Annotated in this window: 16 protein-coding genes; 7 read left to right on the forward strand and 9 right to left on the reverse strand. The window is 59.9% G+C overall.

The annotated features are described in order from the left end of the window. Nucleotides 1-41 precede the first annotated feature (41 nt). Entirely contained in the window at nucleotides 42-788 is a 747-nt protein-coding gene (locus AB1748_RS04015; RefSeq protein WP_111139574.1) for an SDR family NAD(P)-dependent oxidoreductase, read from the reverse strand. Between the two features lie 174 nt (nucleotides 789-962). Here AB1748_RS04015 and AB1748_RS04020 point away from each other — a divergent pair, with 174 nt between their 5' ends. Continuing rightward, on the forward strand, nucleotides 963-1,883 hold the full coding sequence (locus tag AB1748_RS04020; protein ID WP_367396027.1) for an AraC family transcriptional regulator N-terminal domain-containing protein: 921 nt from the start codon (nucleotides 963-965) through the stop codon (nucleotides 1,881-1,883). On the opposite strand, the gene AB1748_RS04025 is transcribed toward AB1748_RS04020, so the two are convergent. The 3 genes from AB1748_RS04025 to AB1748_RS04035 form a co-directional block, all read right to left on the reverse strand. Beyond that, the gene (locus tag AB1748_RS04025) at nucleotides 1,884-2,894 is read right to left on the reverse strand and encodes a luciferase-like monooxygenase (protein WP_367396028.1); all 1,011 of its coding nucleotides are present in this window, start codon (nucleotides 2,892-2,894) and stop codon (nucleotides 1,884-1,886) included. Between the two features lie 115 nt (nucleotides 2,895-3,009). Continuing rightward, a complete protein-coding gene (locus tag AB1748_RS04030; protein ID WP_111139571.1) occupies nucleotides 3,010-3,888 on the reverse strand; it encodes a U32 family peptidase in 879 nt (292 codons plus the stop codon). 9 nt (nucleotides 3,889-3,897) lie between these two features. After that, entirely contained in the window at nucleotides 3,898-4,893 is a 996-nt protein-coding gene (locus AB1748_RS04035; protein ID WP_111139570.1) for a peptidase U32 family protein, read from the reverse strand. 206 nt (nucleotides 4,894-5,099) lie between these two features. On the opposite strand from AB1748_RS04035, the gene AB1748_RS04040 reads away from it, so the two are divergent. Both AB1748_RS04040 and AB1748_RS04045 read left to right on the forward strand, forming a co-directional pair. Beyond that, nucleotides 5,100-5,624 carry an SCP2 domain-containing protein gene (locus AB1748_RS04040; RefSeq protein WP_111139604.1) on the forward strand — a complete coding sequence of 175 codons (525 nt, stop codon included), beginning with the start codon at nucleotides 5,100-5,102 and terminating at the stop codon, nucleotides 5,622-5,624. Further along, nucleotides 5,618-6,124 carry a GNAT family N-acetyltransferase gene (locus AB1748_RS04045; RefSeq protein ID WP_111139569.1) on the forward strand — a complete coding sequence of 169 codons (507 nt, stop codon included), beginning with the start codon at nucleotides 5,618-5,620 and terminating at the stop codon, nucleotides 6,122-6,124. Before AB1748_RS04040 ends, AB1748_RS04045 begins: the two co-directional genes overlap by 7 nt. Here AB1748_RS04045 and AB1748_RS04050 read toward each other — a convergent pair. Further along, nucleotides 6,108-6,401 carry a GIY-YIG nuclease family protein gene (locus AB1748_RS04050; RefSeq protein ID WP_199559997.1) on the reverse strand — a complete coding sequence of 98 codons (294 nt, stop codon included), beginning with the start codon at nucleotides 6,399-6,401 and terminating at the stop codon, nucleotides 6,108-6,110. The genes AB1748_RS04045 and AB1748_RS04050 overlap by 17 nt on opposite strands. Before the next feature lie 75 nt (nucleotides 6,402-6,476). Between AB1748_RS04050 and AB1748_RS04055 the strand changes: the two genes are divergently transcribed. Beyond that, a complete protein-coding gene (locus AB1748_RS04055; RefSeq protein ID WP_293774178.1) occupies nucleotides 6,477-6,905 on the forward strand; it encodes a YhbP family protein in 429 nt (142 codons plus the stop codon). Nucleotides 6,906-6,939: 34 nt separating this feature from the next. Here AB1748_RS04055 and AB1748_RS04060 read toward each other — a convergent pair whose 3' ends face one another. Further along, nucleotides 6,940-7,461 carry a type 1 glutamine amidotransferase domain-containing protein gene (locus tag AB1748_RS04060; protein WP_111139567.1) on the reverse strand — a complete coding sequence of 174 codons (522 nt, stop codon included), beginning with the start codon at nucleotides 7,459-7,461 and terminating at the stop codon, nucleotides 6,940-6,942. Between the two features lie 145 nt (nucleotides 7,462-7,606). Between AB1748_RS04060 and AB1748_RS04065 the strand changes: the two genes are divergently transcribed. Further along, nucleotides 7,607-8,242, forward strand: a complete 636-nt coding sequence (locus tag AB1748_RS04065) for an NAD-dependent epimerase/dehydratase family protein (RefSeq protein ID WP_111139566.1) — start codon at nucleotides 7,607-7,609, stop codon at nucleotides 8,240-8,242. Here the strand turns inward: AB1748_RS04065 and nrdG are convergent. The 3 genes from nrdG to galR form a co-directional block, all read right to left on the reverse strand. Then, nucleotides 8,234-8,698 (reverse strand): anaerobic ribonucleoside-triphosphate reductase-activating protein, encoded by a 465-nt coding sequence (gene nrdG, locus AB1748_RS04070; protein ID WP_367396315.1) that lies wholly within the window; start codon nucleotides 8,696-8,698, stop codon nucleotides 8,234-8,236. The genes AB1748_RS04065 and nrdG overlap by 9 nt on opposite strands. Continuing rightward, nucleotides 8,698-10,836 (reverse strand): anaerobic ribonucleoside-triphosphate reductase, encoded by a 2,139-nt coding sequence (gene nrdD, locus AB1748_RS04075; protein ID WP_293774175.1) that lies wholly within the window; start codon nucleotides 10,834-10,836, stop codon nucleotides 8,698-8,700. Before nrdD ends, nrdG begins: the two co-directional genes overlap by 1 nt. Nucleotides 10,837-11,092: 256 nt before the next feature. Further along, entirely contained in the window at nucleotides 11,093-12,094 is a 1,002-nt protein-coding gene (gene galR / locus AB1748_RS04080) for an HTH-type transcriptional regulator GalR (RefSeq protein WP_111138561.1), read from the reverse strand. A 190-nt stretch (nucleotides 12,095-12,284) separates the two neighbouring features. Here galR and AB1748_RS04085 point away from each other — a divergent pair, with 190 nt between their 5' ends. Both AB1748_RS04085 and AB1748_RS04090 read left to right on the forward strand, forming a co-directional pair. Next, on the forward strand, nucleotides 12,285-14,558 hold the full coding sequence (locus tag AB1748_RS04085) for a molybdopterin guanine dinucleotide-containing S/N-oxide reductase (protein WP_367396029.1): 2,274 nt from the start codon (nucleotides 12,285-12,287) through the stop codon (nucleotides 14,556-14,558). 278 nt (nucleotides 14,559-14,836) lie between these two features. After that, a complete protein-coding gene (locus tag AB1748_RS04090; RefSeq protein ID WP_367396030.1) occupies nucleotides 14,837-16,576 on the forward strand; it encodes a penicillin-binding transpeptidase domain-containing protein in 1,740 nt (579 codons plus the stop codon). Nucleotides 16,577-16,888 lie beyond the last annotated feature (312 nt).

Here is a 16,888-nt window from a genome sequence, read left to right on the forward strand (position 1 = left end):
AACAAAAAGGGAAGCCACTGGCTTCCCTTTTTTTATGCCTGTCAGGCTCCGCCGCTGATCATCACGCGCTCGCCGCTGACCCAGGCGGACTCTTCCGAGGCCAGAAACAGCGCCACCTGCGCCACATCCTCCGGCAGGCCAAAACGCCCCAGCGGCGTCGCAGCCAGCAGCTGCGCCTTGAGCTGCGGGCTCATTCTCTTCGCAGCCAGTAATCCCTCTGTGAGTATCATTCCCGGCGCCAGCGCGTTGACCCGGATATGCCTGGGGCCCAGTTCGCGCGCCAGTCCCTGAGTCAGCGTATCCACCGCACCTTTGGTCGCCGCCCAGAGGACGGAGCCGGGCGTGCTGTTTTTACTGTTCAGAGCGCTGAGGTTAATAATGGTGCCGCCGTGGGCGGGAAAGTGATGGATCGCCTGCTGACAGACCAGCAGCGTGCCCAGCAGGTTAACGTTGATTTGCTGCTGCATCTCCTCCTGCGTCAGCGCCTCAAACTCGCCATGATGAAAGCAGCCCGCGTTGTTCACGACAATATCGGGTGCGCCAAAACAGGAGAGGGTGGTGGCGAAGAGCTGTTCCACCTCCCGATGCTGAGTGACATCCGCCCGAACCGCCACGGCGTCACTGCCCAGATCCAGGATATCGCTGACCACATCCGCAGCGCCAGCCTCATCCTGACGATAGTTCACCACGACCCGGGCGCCAGCCGTGGCAAAGGCGATGGCGATCGCCGCGCCAATGCCTTTCGATGCACCGGTTACCAGTGCGACTTTATTCTGCAGTGCCTTCATTATGTTGTTCTCCGCCGTAATGATTGCGTCGACAGACTATGCGCGCTGGCGCAGAAAACCAGGTAACGCAATCCTGCAAGCTTTTTGCACGATCCTGCAAATCTGTTCCTGCGGGACAGGTATTCTGCCCGGCGTCAGGTACTATCAGCACAGGGTGCGTCAGAGGAGAGCGGAATGAGTGAGAGTGATAAGTGGCAGGTGCTGGCTGAGTTGATCGCCCGTCATGCACCGGAAGATGGCCGGCACGCCAGTGCTATAGATTGCCTGTTCTTTGGCCGGGTTTCCGCACCGACCGAGCCGATGCACTTTGCCCAATGGGCCAGTTTTGCACTGGTGGCGCAGGGCGGCAAAGCCCTGCATATCGGGGATGAGGTGCTGCATTACGGCCCGGGCGATCTGCTGCTGGTAACGCTGGATATGCCGGTGCGCGCCTGTGTCACCCGCGCCACGCCGGACAAGCCGAATCTGGGAATTGGCATCGCGATTAATGAGTCGCGACTGATGCGCTACCTTGAACAGTTCCCACCGACGCTGCCGCTGGCGACCACGGACAATGAGCGTGGCGTCACCGTGCATAAAGTGTCGCCATTACTGGTGGATGCGGTGATCCGGCTGGTGCGCCTGCTGGATCATCCCGGCGATGTTGAGGCGCTGGCCCCGCTCATCGAGCAGGAGATCTTTTACCGGTTGCTGACGGGACCGGAAGGATCGCGAATTCTGAATATGGCGCTGGCCGAACGGCCCGGCAACCGGGTGGCGCAGGCGGCCCGCTGGCTGCGGGAAAATTTTCATCAGCCGCTGAGAATCGATCGGCTCGCCAGTCGCGTCGGGATGAGTATCTCTTCGCTGCATCATCACTTCAAAGCCGTTACGGCGATGACGCCGATGCAGTATCAGAAACAGCTGCGGCTGAACGAGGCGCGGCGTCTGATGCTGGTGGAAAAGCTGGATGCCGGCACGGCAGGCTATCGGGTGGGATATCAGAGCGCGTCACAGTTCAGCCGGGAGTATCGCCGCCTGTATGGGCAATCCCCGGCCAGAGACAGTCGTCAGCAGGCGGTGAGTCAGGAGAGCCTGCGCCCACCGCAAAACTGATTACAGGCTGTTCGCCGCCTCCATCGCAATGGCAAAGGAGCGCAGACGGGCCTCCGTGTCAAAGATCTGTCCATTGACCATGATTTCATCCGCCTGAGTTTCACGCATCAGAGAGGCCAGACCGTGGCGCACCTTGTCCATATCGCCGACCAGCGACATGCTCAGCGCCTGCTGAACACCATACTGCTCGGACGGTGACCAGAGGTTATCCATGTTTTCAACAGGTGCCGGTAGCGGACCCGGTTTGCCGCGACGCAGATTGATAAACTGCTGCTGCTGGGAGGTAAACAGGAAGCGCGCATCACGCTCGCTGTCAGCCGCGATCACGTTAATGCAGACGGTGGCATAAGGTTTGTCGAGGCGCGCCGACGGCTGGAAATTCTCGCGGTAAACGTGCAGCGCCTGGAACAGCTGATCGGGCGCAAAATGGGAGGCAAACGCGAACGGCAGGCCCATTTTTGCCGACAGCTGCGCGCTGTAGAGGCTGGAACCGAGCAGCCAGACCGGGATCTTCAGACCCAGCCCAGGTACGGGCTGAACGGGTAGCTGCGCACCCGGTTCGGCATCAAACCAGCTGATCAGTTCGGCCACATCTTCGGGAAAGGTGTCGGCGTGCAGATTGGCCTGATGACGACGCAGCGCCATCATCGTGCGCTGGTCAGAGCCTGGCGCTCTGCCCAGACCGAGGTCGATACGGCCAGGATAGAGAGAGGCCAGCGTGCCAAACTGCTCGGCGACCACCAGCGGGGCGTGGTTCGGCAGCATGATCCCGCCCGACCCCAGCTTCAGCGTTTCGGTGTTGGCCGCCAGATAGCCAATCAGCACCGCCGTTGCGGCGCTGGCGATCCCTGTCATGTTGTGATGTTCAGCCAGCCAGTAGCGTTGGTAGCCCAGTTTTTCGGCCTGACGCGCCAGCGCCAGCGAATTGTGGAACGCATCGCGTGCGGTTGCGCCCTGAGGGATCGGGGCAAGATCCAGCACGGACAGGCGAAGAGGTTTTTTATCAGACATGACTACTCCCGTTGTATGGCACAGGCGTTAAAACCTGCACCATTTAGTATTACGCATCATGCCTTATATTAAAACTGCTAACCTCAGCAGGAATATAGCCGGTATGTGCTTTTACTCAGGATAGCAGCGTCATGCCTGCCAGTTTGCGCCAGTAACCGTTACAATCGCTACCTTTCGCCACCATTAACGGCGCCTCGCCGTTTTCATTGGCGCGGAAACGATCGATTTCGGCCAGCGTCGACGTATCCTGCGGAGAGAGCCGCACACAATCGACATGGCTGCGCATACCGGCCAGATCGTTGCCCAGGTTATAGCAGTAGCCACTCATGGTCTGGATGCCATTGAGGACAAACACCTGCTGCCCCTCCTGAGAGTTGACGCGGCGGCCTGTGGGATAGCGGATGCAGCAGGTTTCGCACTCATCCCTGGCGAGATTTTCCGAGCGGGCGGTGAAGCAGCGCGCGGAGAGTGCCAGAGGCAGATGACCGTAGCCCAGCACCTCGACGTCGAACTGCTGGCGGATTCCCCGCGCCTCACACTGCGCCAGCAGCTGCAGCAGCCAGTCACGCGACATCTCAACCGGCATGCACCAGCGCGTCATTCCCTCTTTGACCAGCAGTTGCAGCGTGTCGGCGTTATAGACATTCAGCGTCGGCCCCGCGACAAACGGCAGATGGCGCTCAGCGGCCATGTTGACCGTGCCGATATCATTGGCCTCAATCAGAAATTCGCCGTTTTCCACGTAGCGCTGCAGCTCTTTCAGCTCGGAGGGTGACTGCAGCAGCGCCAGCGTGCTCAGCACCACCTGTTTGCCGCTGGCCGCGACCGCGCGCGCCAGTTCCATCCAGCGTGCATAGGATGTGGCACGGCGTTTACTGCACACTGCTTCGCCAAGGTAGATAATATCCGCGCTGCTTCGGGCGGCCTGTTGATAAAAGTCGTCCAGCGTATCGGTTGGCCAGTACCAGAGCACCGGCCCAAGGGCATATTGCATCATCATTCCTTATTGCCATTCACGGTGATAAGCACCCAGCGTGGTTTGCGTGCCTTCGGAGAGATCGCCCAGCGTCTGCATCCACTGCGGCGCGATTGCAAACTGGTCCGGCTGCGCCTTGCAGCGATCGATCGCCTGACGCCAGACGCGCGCCACATCCGCGACATAGGCGGGGCTGCGCTGACGGCCTTCGATCTTCACCGAGGCGATGCCCGCCCGCAGCAGCTCCGGCAGCAGCTCCAGCGTGTTCAGGCTGGTGGGCTCCTCCAGGACGTGATAGCGCTGGTCGTTAACCTCATACCGTCCTTTGCACAGCGTCGGATACCCGGCGCTTTCATCCGGGGCGTAGCGGTCGATTAAGACCTCATTCAGACGCGACTCCATACCCTGCGGCGTCTGCTGCCAGCGCACAAACTTCGCCGGTGAGCAGGCGCCTGCGCTGTTAGGGGATTCGCCGGTGAGCCAGGAAGAGAGAAAGCAGCGGCCTTCCGCCATGATGCACAGGCTGCCAAAGGCGAACACCTCCAGCGGCACCGGCGTACTGCGCGCCAGCTGTTTCACCTGATGAATCGACAGCACGCGCGGCAGCACCACGCGCTGCAGGTTAAAGTGGCGATGATAGAAGCGAATCGCCTCCAGATTGGTGGCGGACGCCTGCACTGACAGATGGCGTTCAACCTCCGGATAACGCGTTGCGGCGTACTCCAGCGTGGCGATATCCGCCAGGATCAGTGCATCGGCTCCGTTCTGCACGGCGACATCAATCGCCCGTTGCCAGCGTCCCATGCCATCCGGGTGGGCAAAGGTATTGATTGCAACGTGCAGTTTGCGGCGATGCTGATGCAGATAGCGCGCCGCTTCCGCCAGCTTTTTGTCGGTAAAATTCAGGCCCGCAAAGTGGCGGGCGTTGGTGTCATCTTTCAGCCCCACATACACCGCATCCGCGCCATTCTCTACGGCGGTGCGTACTGCGGGTAAGTTTCCTGCCGGGCAGAGCAGTTCCATAGGTGTTCCTCTCAACATGCAGACGGGCGTCGAGTCTAGGCATCCGGCCTGATGCGCATGTTGATTTAAGGCAGTGAAATGCCAGTTCATCCCCCCGGATGGCGCTTTTTTTTCCCCTGATGACGGCGGTTTTTATTGATCCCGGCCGAGGCGCGCAGAAAAGGATATGGCAATATACGTAAAATTTTCTGAAGGGAGTGATGAAAGTGTTAGAGCGGTTACATGCCCATTTTGTGAAAAACGGTCCTAAAATCTTAGGCTTACCCGCAGCGCTTACCCCCTTTCCGCTCAGGAAGCGGCTTCTGCAACAACTCTTAAACTGGCAATTTCGTCATGCTTTGGCTGAAGGTGAGTTAGACTTTCTGAACGGTCGCCTGCTGGGTATCGGGATTGCCGATCTTAATCTGCAATGGATAACCACGCTGGAGGATGGCCGACTGGCGGTATTGCAACAGTCCGAAGCGGATGTCTGGTTTCGGGGCAATGCCAATGATCTGTTGCTTGTGGCAGCACGTAAAGCAGATCCCGATATGCTGTTCTTTCAACGCCGGCTGGTGATTGAAGGGGACACTGAACTGGGACTTGAGGTGAAAAACGTAATGGATGCTATTGAACCCGAGGCTATGCCCACCGCGTTACGCACGGCGATTCAGCAGATGGCGGCGTTTGTTGAAGCCGGGATGAAACAGGACGCGAAGGCCATTCAGGCGCGCGCAGGTGCCGCATGTTGATCCGTAGCGAAATTGGTATGGATGCGGCTGGTATCGATGCGCTGCTGAAGCGCTGCTTCGCCACGTCCGCCGAGGCGGAACTGACGCAGGCGCTGCGTGAAGATGGCCTGCTGACCTTAGGCGTGGTCGCCACGGATGATGAAGGGCAGGTGCTGGGCTACGCCGCCTTCAGCCCGGTCAGCGTTCAGGGTGACGATCGCGGCTGGGTCGGACTGGCTCCGCTGGCCGTCGACGAGACGCTGCGCGGTCAGGGTATCGCCAGCAAACTCATTTATGAGGGGCTGGACACGCTCAACGAGTTTGGCTACAGCGCCGTTGTCGTGCTGGGCGATCCGGCGCTGTTCGGCCGTTTTGGCTTTGAACCGGCGGCCCGTCACGGTCTGCACAGCCGCTGGCCTGGCACGGAGGCGGCGTTCCAGGTTTACCGTCTGGCGGATAACGCCTTCGATGGGGCAGAAGGGCAGATCGACTACGCCGAACCCTTTAATCGTCTGCCGTAAGCCCCAGCCAGTGCGCCAGATGAGCAGGCTGACCCGCAACCAGCTGTAATTTCTGCTGACGGGTCAGCTGCTTAACCTGATACTCCAGTCGGGAGGCGCTGGCACGATCGCCTGCCTCGCAGTGAAACATCAGCTCCAGCGGACCTTTGCCGCGCAGCGCACGGGCACCGCGCCCGCTCTGATGCTGAGCGACCCGGCGTGCCACATCGGTGGTGATGCCGGTATAGAGACTCCCTTTCGCCGTCCGGACGATGTAGAGTTGCCACTGCTGACTCATCGTAATTACGTTCCCAGAAAAGATGCCGGCCAGTGTAACGCGCTTGACGCGGCTGTGCCCAGCCAGGAGTTTATCTTGTCCGATCATGCCCATCTGGTTCGCTACCTCAGAAAGCAGCATGTGCTGTCACTCTGCTGCACCGCTGACAATCAGCTATGGTGCGCGAACTGCTACTACGTTTTTGATGAAACACGCATGGCCTTCTGGATCATGACGGAACCCGATACCCGCCACGGTGTGTTAATGGCGCAGAATCCGCAGGTGGCGGGCACCGTTAACGGCCAGCCCAGAAGTGTGCTGCTGATCAAAGGCGTACAGTATCGCGGCCGGGTCGTCCGGCTGGAAGAGGAGGCGGAGAGGGTCGCCAGAACCGCGTATCAGAAACGTTTTCCGGTCGCGCGAAAAGTGTCGGCACCGCTGTGGGAGATCACACTGGATGAGGTGAAGATGACCGATAACGCACTGGGATTTGGCAGGAAAATCGGCTGGCAGAGAGAGGGATAAAACGCCCTTTTCAGCGGAAAAGGGCGTCGCAGGCTTACAGCGCTTCGAGGATCCGCAGGGATTCGCGATTAAAGGCTGGCAGATCGGCCGGGGTGCGGCTGGTGACCAGCTTATCGCCATCGACGACCACTTCTTTGTCGTGGAAGTCAGCGCCTGCGTTGATCAGGTCAATGGCAACGGCCTTGACCGTCGTCATCTTGCGACCGCGCACGCCATTGGCGCTGATCAGCAGCTGTGGGCCGTGGCAGATAGCAAAGATAGGCTTACCGCTGGCAACAAACTCTTTGGTAAAGGCGACGAAACGATCGTCACCGCGCAGGGCATCGGGCGAATGGCCGCCTGGCAGTAACAAGGCATCGAACTCCGCCGGGCTGACATCATCAATGCTGCGATCGATGGTCACTTCCGCTTCGCCTTTTTTGCCCTTCACCACATTACCCGCTTGTTTCTCAATGGTAACCACGTCGAAACCGGCGCGTTTGTACACCTCAGCGGGTGAGGTAAACTCTGAGTCTTCAAATTCATCGGTAATCAAAACCGCAACTTTCTTGCTCATTTTTTTCCTCCTAAGACATGCAGAGCGCAGGGCGCGCTTTCCGTTAACGCTTGTAAGCCTGGTCGCTGAGCGTGAGAACGCAAGCCAGCCCGTTAAGATCAGCTATCTTTTAACCTGTGAGCAGCGAAATAAGGACGAATCTGAGATGAATCGCGTATTACTGACCGGTGCCACCGGTTTAGTCGGGTCGCATCTGCTGCGCTTACTGATTGAGGATCCGCGTGTCGATGAGATCATCGCACCTACCCGCCGGCCACTGCCCGCGATGCGCAAAGTGGTGAATCTGGTTGAGGCCGATCTGACCGATGTCCTGGGGCCGCTGCAGGGAGCACTGGATACGGTATTCTGCTGTCTCGGCACCACCCGTAAAGCGGCGGGCAGCAAACAGGCCTTCATTCACGTTGATTACACCCTGGTGGTGGATACCGGCTTAAGTGGATTACGCCTGGGGGCGAAGCAGATGCTGGTGGTCAGCGCACATGGCGCTAACCGGCACTCGCCGTTTTTATACAATCGCGTCAAAGGCGAGATGGAGAATGCGCTGCGTCATCAGGGCTGGCCGCGCCTGACGCTGGTACGGCCCTCTCTGCTGCTGGGCGATCGCGCGCAGAAGCGCGGCGGCGAGAGCCTGATGGCACCGATCTTTTCGCTGCTGCCAGGGAACTGGCAGGCGGTGCAGGCGCGCGACGTGGCGCGCTGTCTGCACCAGCAGGCTTTTGCGCCAGGTGAAGAGCGCGTCACAATCATTGAATCGGGCGCGATCCCGCGTCACTCAGCGTAGCTGCCAGATAATCTGATTACGGCTGCCGCGCCATTGCAGCGTGGCATCCTTCTCCTCCTCAATAAAACGGCCATCAATCAGCACGTCCAGAAAGTCCAGCACTGCGCGCTGCGCCGCGTCCAGCTCCTGCATCCGGTAACCGGTCCAGAGCCAGATATCTTTATCCGGACAGGTCTGCCGCACCCGTTTAACCAGACGACGAATGTGCGGGACGTTGTGCGGATGCAGCGGATCGCCACCGCTCAGCGACAATCCCTGGCGCGGAATGCGCATGTCCTGCAGATCGGCCAGCAGCTGCTCCTCCATCGCCAGCGTAAAGGGAATACCGGAGTCGATGCGCCAGGTGCTCCGGTTGTAGCAGCCACGGCATTGATGTTCGCAGCCGGCGACAAACAGCGTGCAGCGGGTGCCGGGGCCGTTCACGATATCCACATCATAGTAGCGGTGGATATGCATCATCCCAGCGGCCCCTCTGCCATATGTTTCACCCGACGCTGAACCTCCTGCTGTTTGCCGGCGTTGAAAGGCCGCGCATCCGGGCTGCCCAGATAGCCGCAGACCCGCCGGGTCACCGAGACGCGCGCCGGATCGTGGTTGCCGCAGTTGGGGCAGGTAAAGCCGCGACTGGTGCAGGCGAACTCGCCGTGGAAGCCGCAGTCGTAGCACTCATCGATGGGCGTATTGGTGCCGTAGTAGGGCACGCGGTCATAGCTGTAATCCCAGACATCCTCCAGCGCCCGGAGGTTGTGCTGCACGTTCGGATATTCGCCGTAACAGATGAACCCGCCGTTCGCCAGCGGTGGATAGGGCGCTTCAAAGTCGATTTTGTCGTAGGGATTGACCTTTTTCCCGACGTCGAGATGGAAGCTGTTGGTGTAGTAGCCTTTGTCGGTCACGCCCGGCACTACGCCGAACTGCGCAGCATCAAGACGGCAGAAGCGGTCGCACAGGTTCTCGCTCGGGGTACTGTAGAGGCTGAAGCCGTAGCCGGTCTCCGCTTTCCAGCGGTCGGCCGCCTCACGCATCCGGGCGATGATCTCCACCCCTTTGGCGCGCAATGCCACATCATCATAGGGGTGTCGCTGACCGCCGCTGAGCGCATTCAGGGTTTCATGCAGGCCGATAAAGCCCAGCGACAGTGACGCGCGGCCATTGCGGAAGATCGGACCGACCTCATCATCGGCGTTCAGCCGGACGCCGCAGGCGCCCTCCATGTAGAGGATCGGGGCGACGCGCGCTTTGGTTTTCTCCAGCCGCGCCACCCGGGTCATCAGCGCCCGCTTAGCCAGCAGCAGCCGCGCATCGAGCAGCGCCCAGAAACGCGCCTCGTCACCCTCCGCTTCCAGCGCGATACGCGGCAGATTCACGCTGATGACGCCAATATTGTTGCGGCCCTCATGAATCTGCTCGCCATTCTCTTCATATACGCCCAGGAAGCTGCGGCAGCCCATCGGCGTTTTAAAAGAGCCGGTCACTTTAACCACCTGATCGTAATTGAGGATGTCGGGATACATCCGCTTGCTGGCGCACTCCAGCGCCAGCTGCTTAATGTCGTAATTCACGTCGCCCGCCCGGCGGTTCACGCCTTCACGAATCGTGAACACCAGTTTGGGGAACACGGCGGTTTTATGATTTTTACCCAGTCCGGCCAGCCGGTTGCGCAGAATGGACTGCTGAATCAGCCGGGCTGGCCAGCTGGTGCCCAGGCCGAAACCAAAGGTGACAAACGGCGTCTGCCCGTTGGCGGTGTGCAGTGTATTGACCTCATACTCCAGGGACTGGAAAGCGTCGTAGCACTCTTTCTCTGTCCGCTGGCGCGCATACTGTTCAGCCTGCGGGATCTGCCACTCTTCGGCGATCGCCAGATGGCGGGCATAGCTCAGCTCAACAAAAGGGGCGAGCACTTCATCGATGCGGTTGATGGTGGTGCCGCCATAGATGTGGCTGGCGACCTGGGCGATGATCTGCGCCGTCACCGCAGTGGCGGTGGCGATCGATTTCGGCGGCTCGATCCCGGCGTTGCCCATTTTGAAGCCGTTGGTCAGCATACCTTTCAGATCGATCAGCATACAGTTGAACATCGGGAAGAAAGGAGCGTAATCCAGATCGTGATAGTGGATCTCGCCGCGTTCATGCGCCAGCACCAGATCGCGGGGCAGCATCTGCTGCTGCGCATAGTGCTTCGCGACGATCCCGGCCAGCAGATCGCGCTGAGTCGGGATCACTTTGCTGTCTTTGTTGGCATTCTCATTCAGCAGCGCCGGATTGGTCTGATCGACCAGGCCGCGAATGGCGTGATGTAACCGGCTCTGACGATCGCGGGCGACATCGCGATCGTGGCGATATTCAATCCAGATGCGGGCCAGCTGCGGATAAGGGCCGGCCATCAGTGTCTCTTCGACCGCGCACTGAATCTCATGGATAGCCACTTCCGGGCGATCGGCCAGCTGCCGGGCCACATGCTCTGCGACCTGAGCGCACCAGGCCTTGTCACTGACCTCTGCTGCCCGCGCCGCGGCCGCCACGGCCTGTTCGATACGCTGTGCATCAAAGGCCGTCCGGCATCCATCACGCTTGATTACCACCGTTGCCATTTTTCTCTCCGTAAACTACATATGGGGTTTGCAGAGATTCTATTATCTACATGTAGTGATTGCTGCGAATTAATACGCGCTGATTTGACCTGAAACAAGGAAGCCGCAACCGGGCAGAAAAGGGCGACTGAGGCCAGAACCGGTGCCTGGTTGTGGTGACGGGCGGGCGTCAGGGCGCTGCGGCAGGGGAGGCTGCCGCAGGGAAAAAGGGGATGACGTGCTTACACGAAGGCCGACAGAACCGGTCCCGGCCGCATCAGGCCGGACCGCTGACGGAGTGGCGACGAACCAGCGTCGGGCTGAACATGTGGGTCACTTCCGGCAGCGGCAGATCGTTGGCCAGCGCCAGTGCCAGCTGGGCCGCCTGCTGCGCCATCGTGACAATCGGATAGCGGACGGTGGTCAGGCGCGGTCGCACATAGCGGGAGACCAGCACATCATCGAAGCCAATCAGCGACATCTCCTCCGGCACGCGGACGCCGTTATCGCTCAGCACCGCCAGCGCACCCGCCGCCATTGAGTCGTTGTAGCAGGCGACGGCGGTAAAATTCCTGCCGCGTCCCAGCAGTTCGGTCATCGCCTGCTCACCGCCTACCTCATCCGGTTCGCCCCAGGTGACCAGCCGGTCGCTGCACGGCAGACCATGCTCTTTCAGCGCGTCGTAATAGCCCTGCAGGCGATCTTCGGCGTCGGAGATGGTGTGGGTCGAGCAGATAAAGGCGATATTCTGATGGCCGAGCTGGATCAGGTGGCGGGTTGCGAGCCAGGCACCGTAGCGGTCGTCGAGGGCGATGCAGCGCTTTTCAAAGCCTTTGATCAGCCGGTTCAGCAGCACCATACCCGGCACCTGCTTCATCAGCACTTCCAGTTCGGCGTCGGGGATTTTCTTGGCGTGAACCACCAGCGCCGCGCAGCGATGCCGCATCAGCTGTTCAATCGCCTGCCGCTCTTTTTGCTCATTATGGTAACCGTTACCAATCAGCAGGAAGTTACCGGTGTCGCCGGCGACCTCATCCACGGCTTTTACCATGGCACCAAAAAAGGGATCGGAAACGTCACCGACAATCAGGCCGAGCGTTTCGGTCGATTGCTGCGCCAGCGCGCGTGCGTTGGCGTTCGGGTGGTACTGAAGCTGCTCCATCGCCTCACCTACGGCCTGTCGGGAGCTGTCGCTGGCTTTGGGAGAATTATTGATTACACGGGAGACTGTGGCGACAGAAACGCCAGCCAGTCGCGCAACATCCTTTATGGTAGCCATGCGTTGACCTGCTTTGGGGAAAACGTTTACACATCGCATCAGTGTTACGGAAAAGGGCGGACACATCAACCCGACAGAATGCCAGCGTCGTCGCAAAAAGGGGCAAAAACGGCCGCGCCCGCGCATCTTCTGTTGAGGCGCTGCGCCATGTTATGCTCAATCTCTCACCTGGCAACCGTGAAAAATCATAATGAAAACCAAAGTGCCACATCTGGCGCACTGGGGCGCGTTTACCGCCGTCACTGAAAACGATCGCCTGACGGGCTGTGAACCCTTCTTTGCCGATGCCGATCCATCACCGATGATCCATACCCTTCCTGAGCTGGTCTATTCCGACCGTCGTATCCGCCAGCCGATGGTGCGGCGCTCGTGGCTGAAGTCACGCGAGAAGAGTGAACGCTCGCTGCGTGGCCGGGAAGATTTTGTCGCCGTCGACTGGGAAACTGCGCTGGATCTGGTGGCGGAGGAGAATCGCCGCGTGCGCGATCGCTACGGCGCGTCGGGCATCTTTAACGGCTCCTACGGCTGGTCATCAGCCGGTCGCGTCAACCACGCCCGCACACTCGTGCGCCGCTTCTACTTCCAGGGCGGCGGCGGCGTCGATCAGCAGGGTAACTACAGCTGGGGCGCCGCGCAGTTCTTCCTGCCCTATGTGATCGGCACCTATATGCCGCTGACCGGGCGCGTCACGGAATGGCCGCAGGTGGTGGAGCATGCCGAAATTTTTGTCGCCTTCGGCGGACTGGCGCTGAAAAACGCCCAGGTCGCGTCGGGTGGGGCCGGGCAGCACAGCCTGAAACCGGCGCTGATGCAGCTGGCCGCCAAAGGCACACCGGTGATCAACATCAGCCCGATGCGGGATGACTGCCCGGAATTTGTTAACGCTGAATGGATCCCGATTCGCCCGAATACCGATGTGGCGCTGATGCTGGCGCTGGGGCATGAGATCACCCGGTGCGGCGCAGTGGACGAGGCGTTTCTCGCCAGCCACTGCACCGGCTGGCCGCAGCTGCGCGCCTATCTGCTGGGCGAGAGCGATGGGGTGGCCAAAACCGCAGGCTGGGCCAGCCGCATCACCGGCATTCCGGCCGACCGCATTGTCCGGCTGGCGCAGCAGCTTACCGGCAGGCGCAGCTTTATCACCTGCTCCTATTCGGTTCAGCGCGCTCATCGCGGCGAACAGCCTTACTGGATGATGATCGCGCTGTCGTCGATGCTTGGTCAGCCGGGGCTGCCGGGCGCGGGATTTTCGTTCGGACACGGCTCGATGAACAGCGTCGGCAACCCGCGTCAGGAGGGACCTGCGCCGATGATGAGCACCGGCCCGAACCCCAGCGGGCTGTCGATTCCGGTCGCACGCATCAGCGATATGCTGCTTAATCCCGGTCAGCCTTACCGGTTCCAGGGGGAAACGCTGCACTATCCCGACATTCACCTGGTCCACTGGGCAGGCGGCAATCCGTTCCACCATCACCAGCAGCTGAACCGGCTGGTGGAGGGCTGGCAGCGGCCCGACACGGTGGTGGTGCAGGATATCGTCTGGACGCCTGCGGCGCAGATGGCTGACATTGTGCTGCCGGCCACGACCACGCTGGAGCGTAACGACATCGGCGGCTCCTCCCGTGACCGCTTTGTGCTGGCTATGCATCAGGCGATTAAACCGCAGCATCAGGCGCGCAACGACTTCGATATTTTTGCCGATCTGGCCGAGCGCCTGGGCTATCGCGACACCTTCACCGAAGGGCGCAACGAGATGCAGTGGATTGAACATCTCTATCAGCAGTGCGCCACGGCGCATCAGCGTAAAGGCATCGATTTCCCGGAATTTGACGCGTTCTGGCAGCGCGGCTTCGTGGAAATCCCGGAAGGCGGCAAGCCCTATCAGTTTATGGATGCATTCCGGGCCGATCCGCAGGCGCATCCGATCAAGACCGCCAGCGGCAAAATCGAGCTTTTCAGCCAGACCATCGCGGACTATCAGCTGGACGACTTCGCCGGCCATCCGGAATGGCGTGAGCCGCAGGAGTGGCTGGGATCGCCGGTCAGCCGCGACTATCCGCTGCACATGATCTCGATTCAGCCCGCCGACCGGCTGCACAGCCAGCTGGATGCCACCGACACCGTGCAGGGCAATAAAACCGCCGGCCACGAGACGCTCTATATGCATCCAGAGGATGCGGCAGCGCGCGGGCTGGCAGAGGGCGATGAGATTGAGGTGAGTAACGCCCGTGGCGTGATGCTGGCAGGCGTGCGGATCACCGACGGCGTCACACAGGGCGTAGTGATTATCGCGACCGGGGCCTGGTTCGATCCGGGATTCGGCAAAGCCTGGCAACCCTGGGACCGGGCGGGTAACCCGAATGTGCTGACGCTCGACATTGGCACCTCGTCGCTGACGCAGGGACCCAACGCCATGAGCTGCCTGGTGGAAATCAAAAAACATCAGGATTGCACAATAGCGTAAGGATCTCATGGCTGGTTACATTTTGCGGGTAACTGTTGCGTTTGAGTGATGGCAGCCGATCAATCGCCCTTGCTACATTCAGGGTCCCAGAGGTATTGATGGGTGAACATCAATAGATTTTCTTGATTACACCAACCTGCGCAGATGCGCAGGTTTTTTTTGCCCGTCATCTGGCTGCCGATAACGAACTGATACACAGTTTTCCTGTTATACGGCCAGCGCTTTCTTTATAACTGCTGGCACCAGCCCCTTTCTCTTTTTTTGCGCAGCGGAATGCCATGCCCCGGATTAAAAAACTACTGGGAAAAGACCAGATAAAAGCTCCGTTTAACCCTTTTCGTTTTCGGCTGATCTGCCTGGGTGTAATGACCTGCCTGGTGGTACTGCTGGCGCGCGTCGCGGACCTGCAGTTCCTGAATCAGCCGATGCTGGAGCACGAAGCGGATCAGCGTTCACTGCGAACCGTGACGCTGCCCACCAGCCGCGGTACGCTGCTGGATCGCAACGGTGAAGCGCTGGCACTCAGCGTGCCATCGCGCGATATCATCGCCGATCCGCAGCGCGTGCTGGAGAGCAAACCCGATTTTACCAGTGCCAAATGGGCCTATCTGGCTGCCGCACTGAACACCCGTCCTGAAGAGCTGGCGGCGCAGATCACCGCCAACCCGAAACGTCGCTTCCTCTATCTGGGGCGCAAAGTCGAACTGGGCATCGCCAAAGATATTAAAGAGCTGAAGCTGAAAGGCATCAGCGAAGTCTATGACGACAGCCGCTTCTATCCGATGAGCGAAGCCTCTGCGCCGCTGATTGGCATCGTTGGCGCGGACAATGTGGGCCTGAACGGACTGGAAAAAGGGTTCGATAAGGTACTGCAGGGGGAGCCGGGCAAAGAGGTCTATCGTCAGGATGCGGCAGGCAACATCATCGCGATGATTAACTATCAGCCGCCAACGCAGCCGCCCACTGTTCAGCTCAGCATCGACAAATATGATCAGTACACGCTCTACAGCAAACTGCGCGACGGCGTGCTGCTCAACAAGGCGGACTCCGGTGCCGCGGTGCTGGTGAAAATCGACACCGGTGAGATTCTGGCGATGGCCTCCTATCCGTCGTTCAACCCCAACAACTATGAAGGGGCCACCCCGGCGCAGATGCGTAACTCCGCCATCAACGACAGCTATGAACCGGGTTCGACCGTTAAGCCGCTGGTGGTGATGGAGGCGCTGGAGCGTCACCTGGTGCGGCCGGATTCAGTGATCGACACCACGCCCTACAGCGTCAACGGCCATCTGATCCGTGACGTCGGCCACTGGCCGCGTCTGACCATGACCGGGATCCTGCAGAAGTCGAGTGACATCGGCGTTTCGCACATGGCGCTGGCGATGCCTGCTGAAGCGCTGGTGAATACTTACCACGCCTTTGGGCTGGGCAAGCCGACCGGCCTGGGACTGACCGGTGAAAGCGTCGGTTACTTTCCGCTGCATCGCGCCCGCTGGGCGGATATCGAACGGGCCACCTTCTCGTTTGGCTATGGTCTGCGCGTAACGCCGCTGCAGATCGCCCGTGAATACGCCACGCTCGGTTCGTATGGCATCTACCGTCCGCTGTCGATCACCCGCGTAACGCCACCGGTGCTGGGCAAGCAGGTTGCTAACCCGGAGACGGTGAAAGAGGTGGTGCACATGCTGGAGAGCGACGTGCTGCCGGGCGGAACCGGGCTGAAAGCCGCTGTACCGGGCTACCGTCTGGCGACCAAAACCGGTACGGCCGAAAAGATGGGCGCCAGCGGCAAATATGATGGCGGCTACGTCAACTACACGGCGGGCCTTGCGCCAGCCAGCCACCCGGAAGTGGCGCTGGTGGTCATGATTAACCATCCGACCGCGGGCGACCACTTCGGTGGCTCGGTTGCAGCCCCGGTGTTCGGGAATATCATGGGGCCAGTGCTGAAGCATATGAATATTGCACCGGATGCCATCTACACCAAACCGGCGGCCAGTCCTTCGGATAAATCTTAGTTAAATCAGAGTGTAAGCGGGGTGTGAAAGATATACACACCTCGTTGCACTTCCCCGAATTCGGTTGCGTTTTCCCGCTGTCTCTGCGCGGTCGATCAGTGCGAAGATAGCGGTCCCAGAGGTATTGATGGGTGTGAAAACAACACTGCTTCGGCAGTGAGATCCCTGTTATTACACCAACCCACGCAGAAGCGTGGGTTCTTTTTTATCTCTCTGCCTGCCCCGCCTTCTACGCTGCTTCAGCTGCCGTTAAATCATCATCGTTCTTAACAAAACCCTGACTATTTGCCGATAGAAAGGCGCGTCGCCTTT

Source organism: Pantoea sp. Ep11b (assembly GCF_040783975.1).
Taxonomy (GTDB): Bacteria; Pseudomonadota; Gammaproteobacteria; order Enterobacterales; family Enterobacteriaceae; genus Pantoea.

Excerpts from the sequence above, each read along its gene's own strand:
- AB1748_RS04015 (WP_111139574.1), bottom strand. The coding sequence starts at position 788 with ATGAAGGCACTGCAGAATAAAGTCGCACTGGTAACCGGTGCATCGAAA.
- AB1748_RS04020 (WP_367396027.1), top strand. The coding sequence starts at position 963 with ATGAGTGAGAGTGATAAGTGGCAGGTGCTGGCTGAGTTGATCGCCCGT.
- AB1748_RS04025 (WP_367396028.1), bottom strand. The coding sequence starts at position 2,894 with ATGTCTGATAAAAAACCTCTTCGCCTGTCCGTGCTGGATCTTGCCCCG.
- AB1748_RS04030 (WP_111139571.1), bottom strand. The coding sequence starts at position 3,888 with ATGCAATATGCCCTTGGGCCGGTGCTCTGGTACTGGCCAACCGATACG.
- AB1748_RS04035 (WP_111139570.1), bottom strand. The coding sequence starts at position 4,893 with ATGGAACTGCTCTGCCCGGCAGGAAACTTACCCGCAGTACGCACCGCC.
- AB1748_RS04045 (WP_111139569.1), top strand. The coding sequence starts at position 5,618 with ATGTTGATCCGTAGCGAAATTGGTATGGATGCGGCTGGTATCGATGCG.
- AB1748_RS04050 (WP_199559997.1), bottom strand. The coding sequence starts at position 6,401 with ATGAGTCAGCAGTGGCAACTCTACATCGTCCGGACGGCGAAAGGGAGT.
- AB1748_RS04060 (WP_111139567.1), bottom strand. The coding sequence starts at position 7,461 with ATGAGCAAGAAAGTTGCGGTTTTGATTACCGATGAATTTGAAGACTCA.
- AB1748_RS04065 (WP_111139566.1), top strand. The coding sequence starts at position 7,607 with ATGAATCGCGTATTACTGACCGGTGCCACCGGTTTAGTCGGGTCGCAT.
- nrdG (WP_367396315.1), bottom strand. The coding sequence starts at position 8,698 with ATGCATATCCACCGCTACTATGATGTGGATATCGTGAACGGCCCCGGC.
- nrdD (WP_293774175.1), bottom strand. The coding sequence starts at position 10,836 with ATGGCAACGGTGGTAATCAAGCGTGATGGATGCCGGACGGCCTTTGAT.
- galR (WP_111138561.1), bottom strand. The coding sequence starts at position 12,094 with ATGGCTACCATAAAGGATGTTGCGCGACTGGCTGGCGTTTCTGTCGCC.
- AB1748_RS04085 (WP_367396029.1), top strand. The coding sequence starts at position 12,285 with ATGAAAACCAAAGTGCCACATCTGGCGCACTGGGGCGCGTTTACCGCC.
- AB1748_RS04090 (WP_367396030.1), top strand. The coding sequence starts at position 14,837 with ATGCCCCGGATTAAAAAACTACTGGGAAAAGACCAGATAAAAGCTCCG.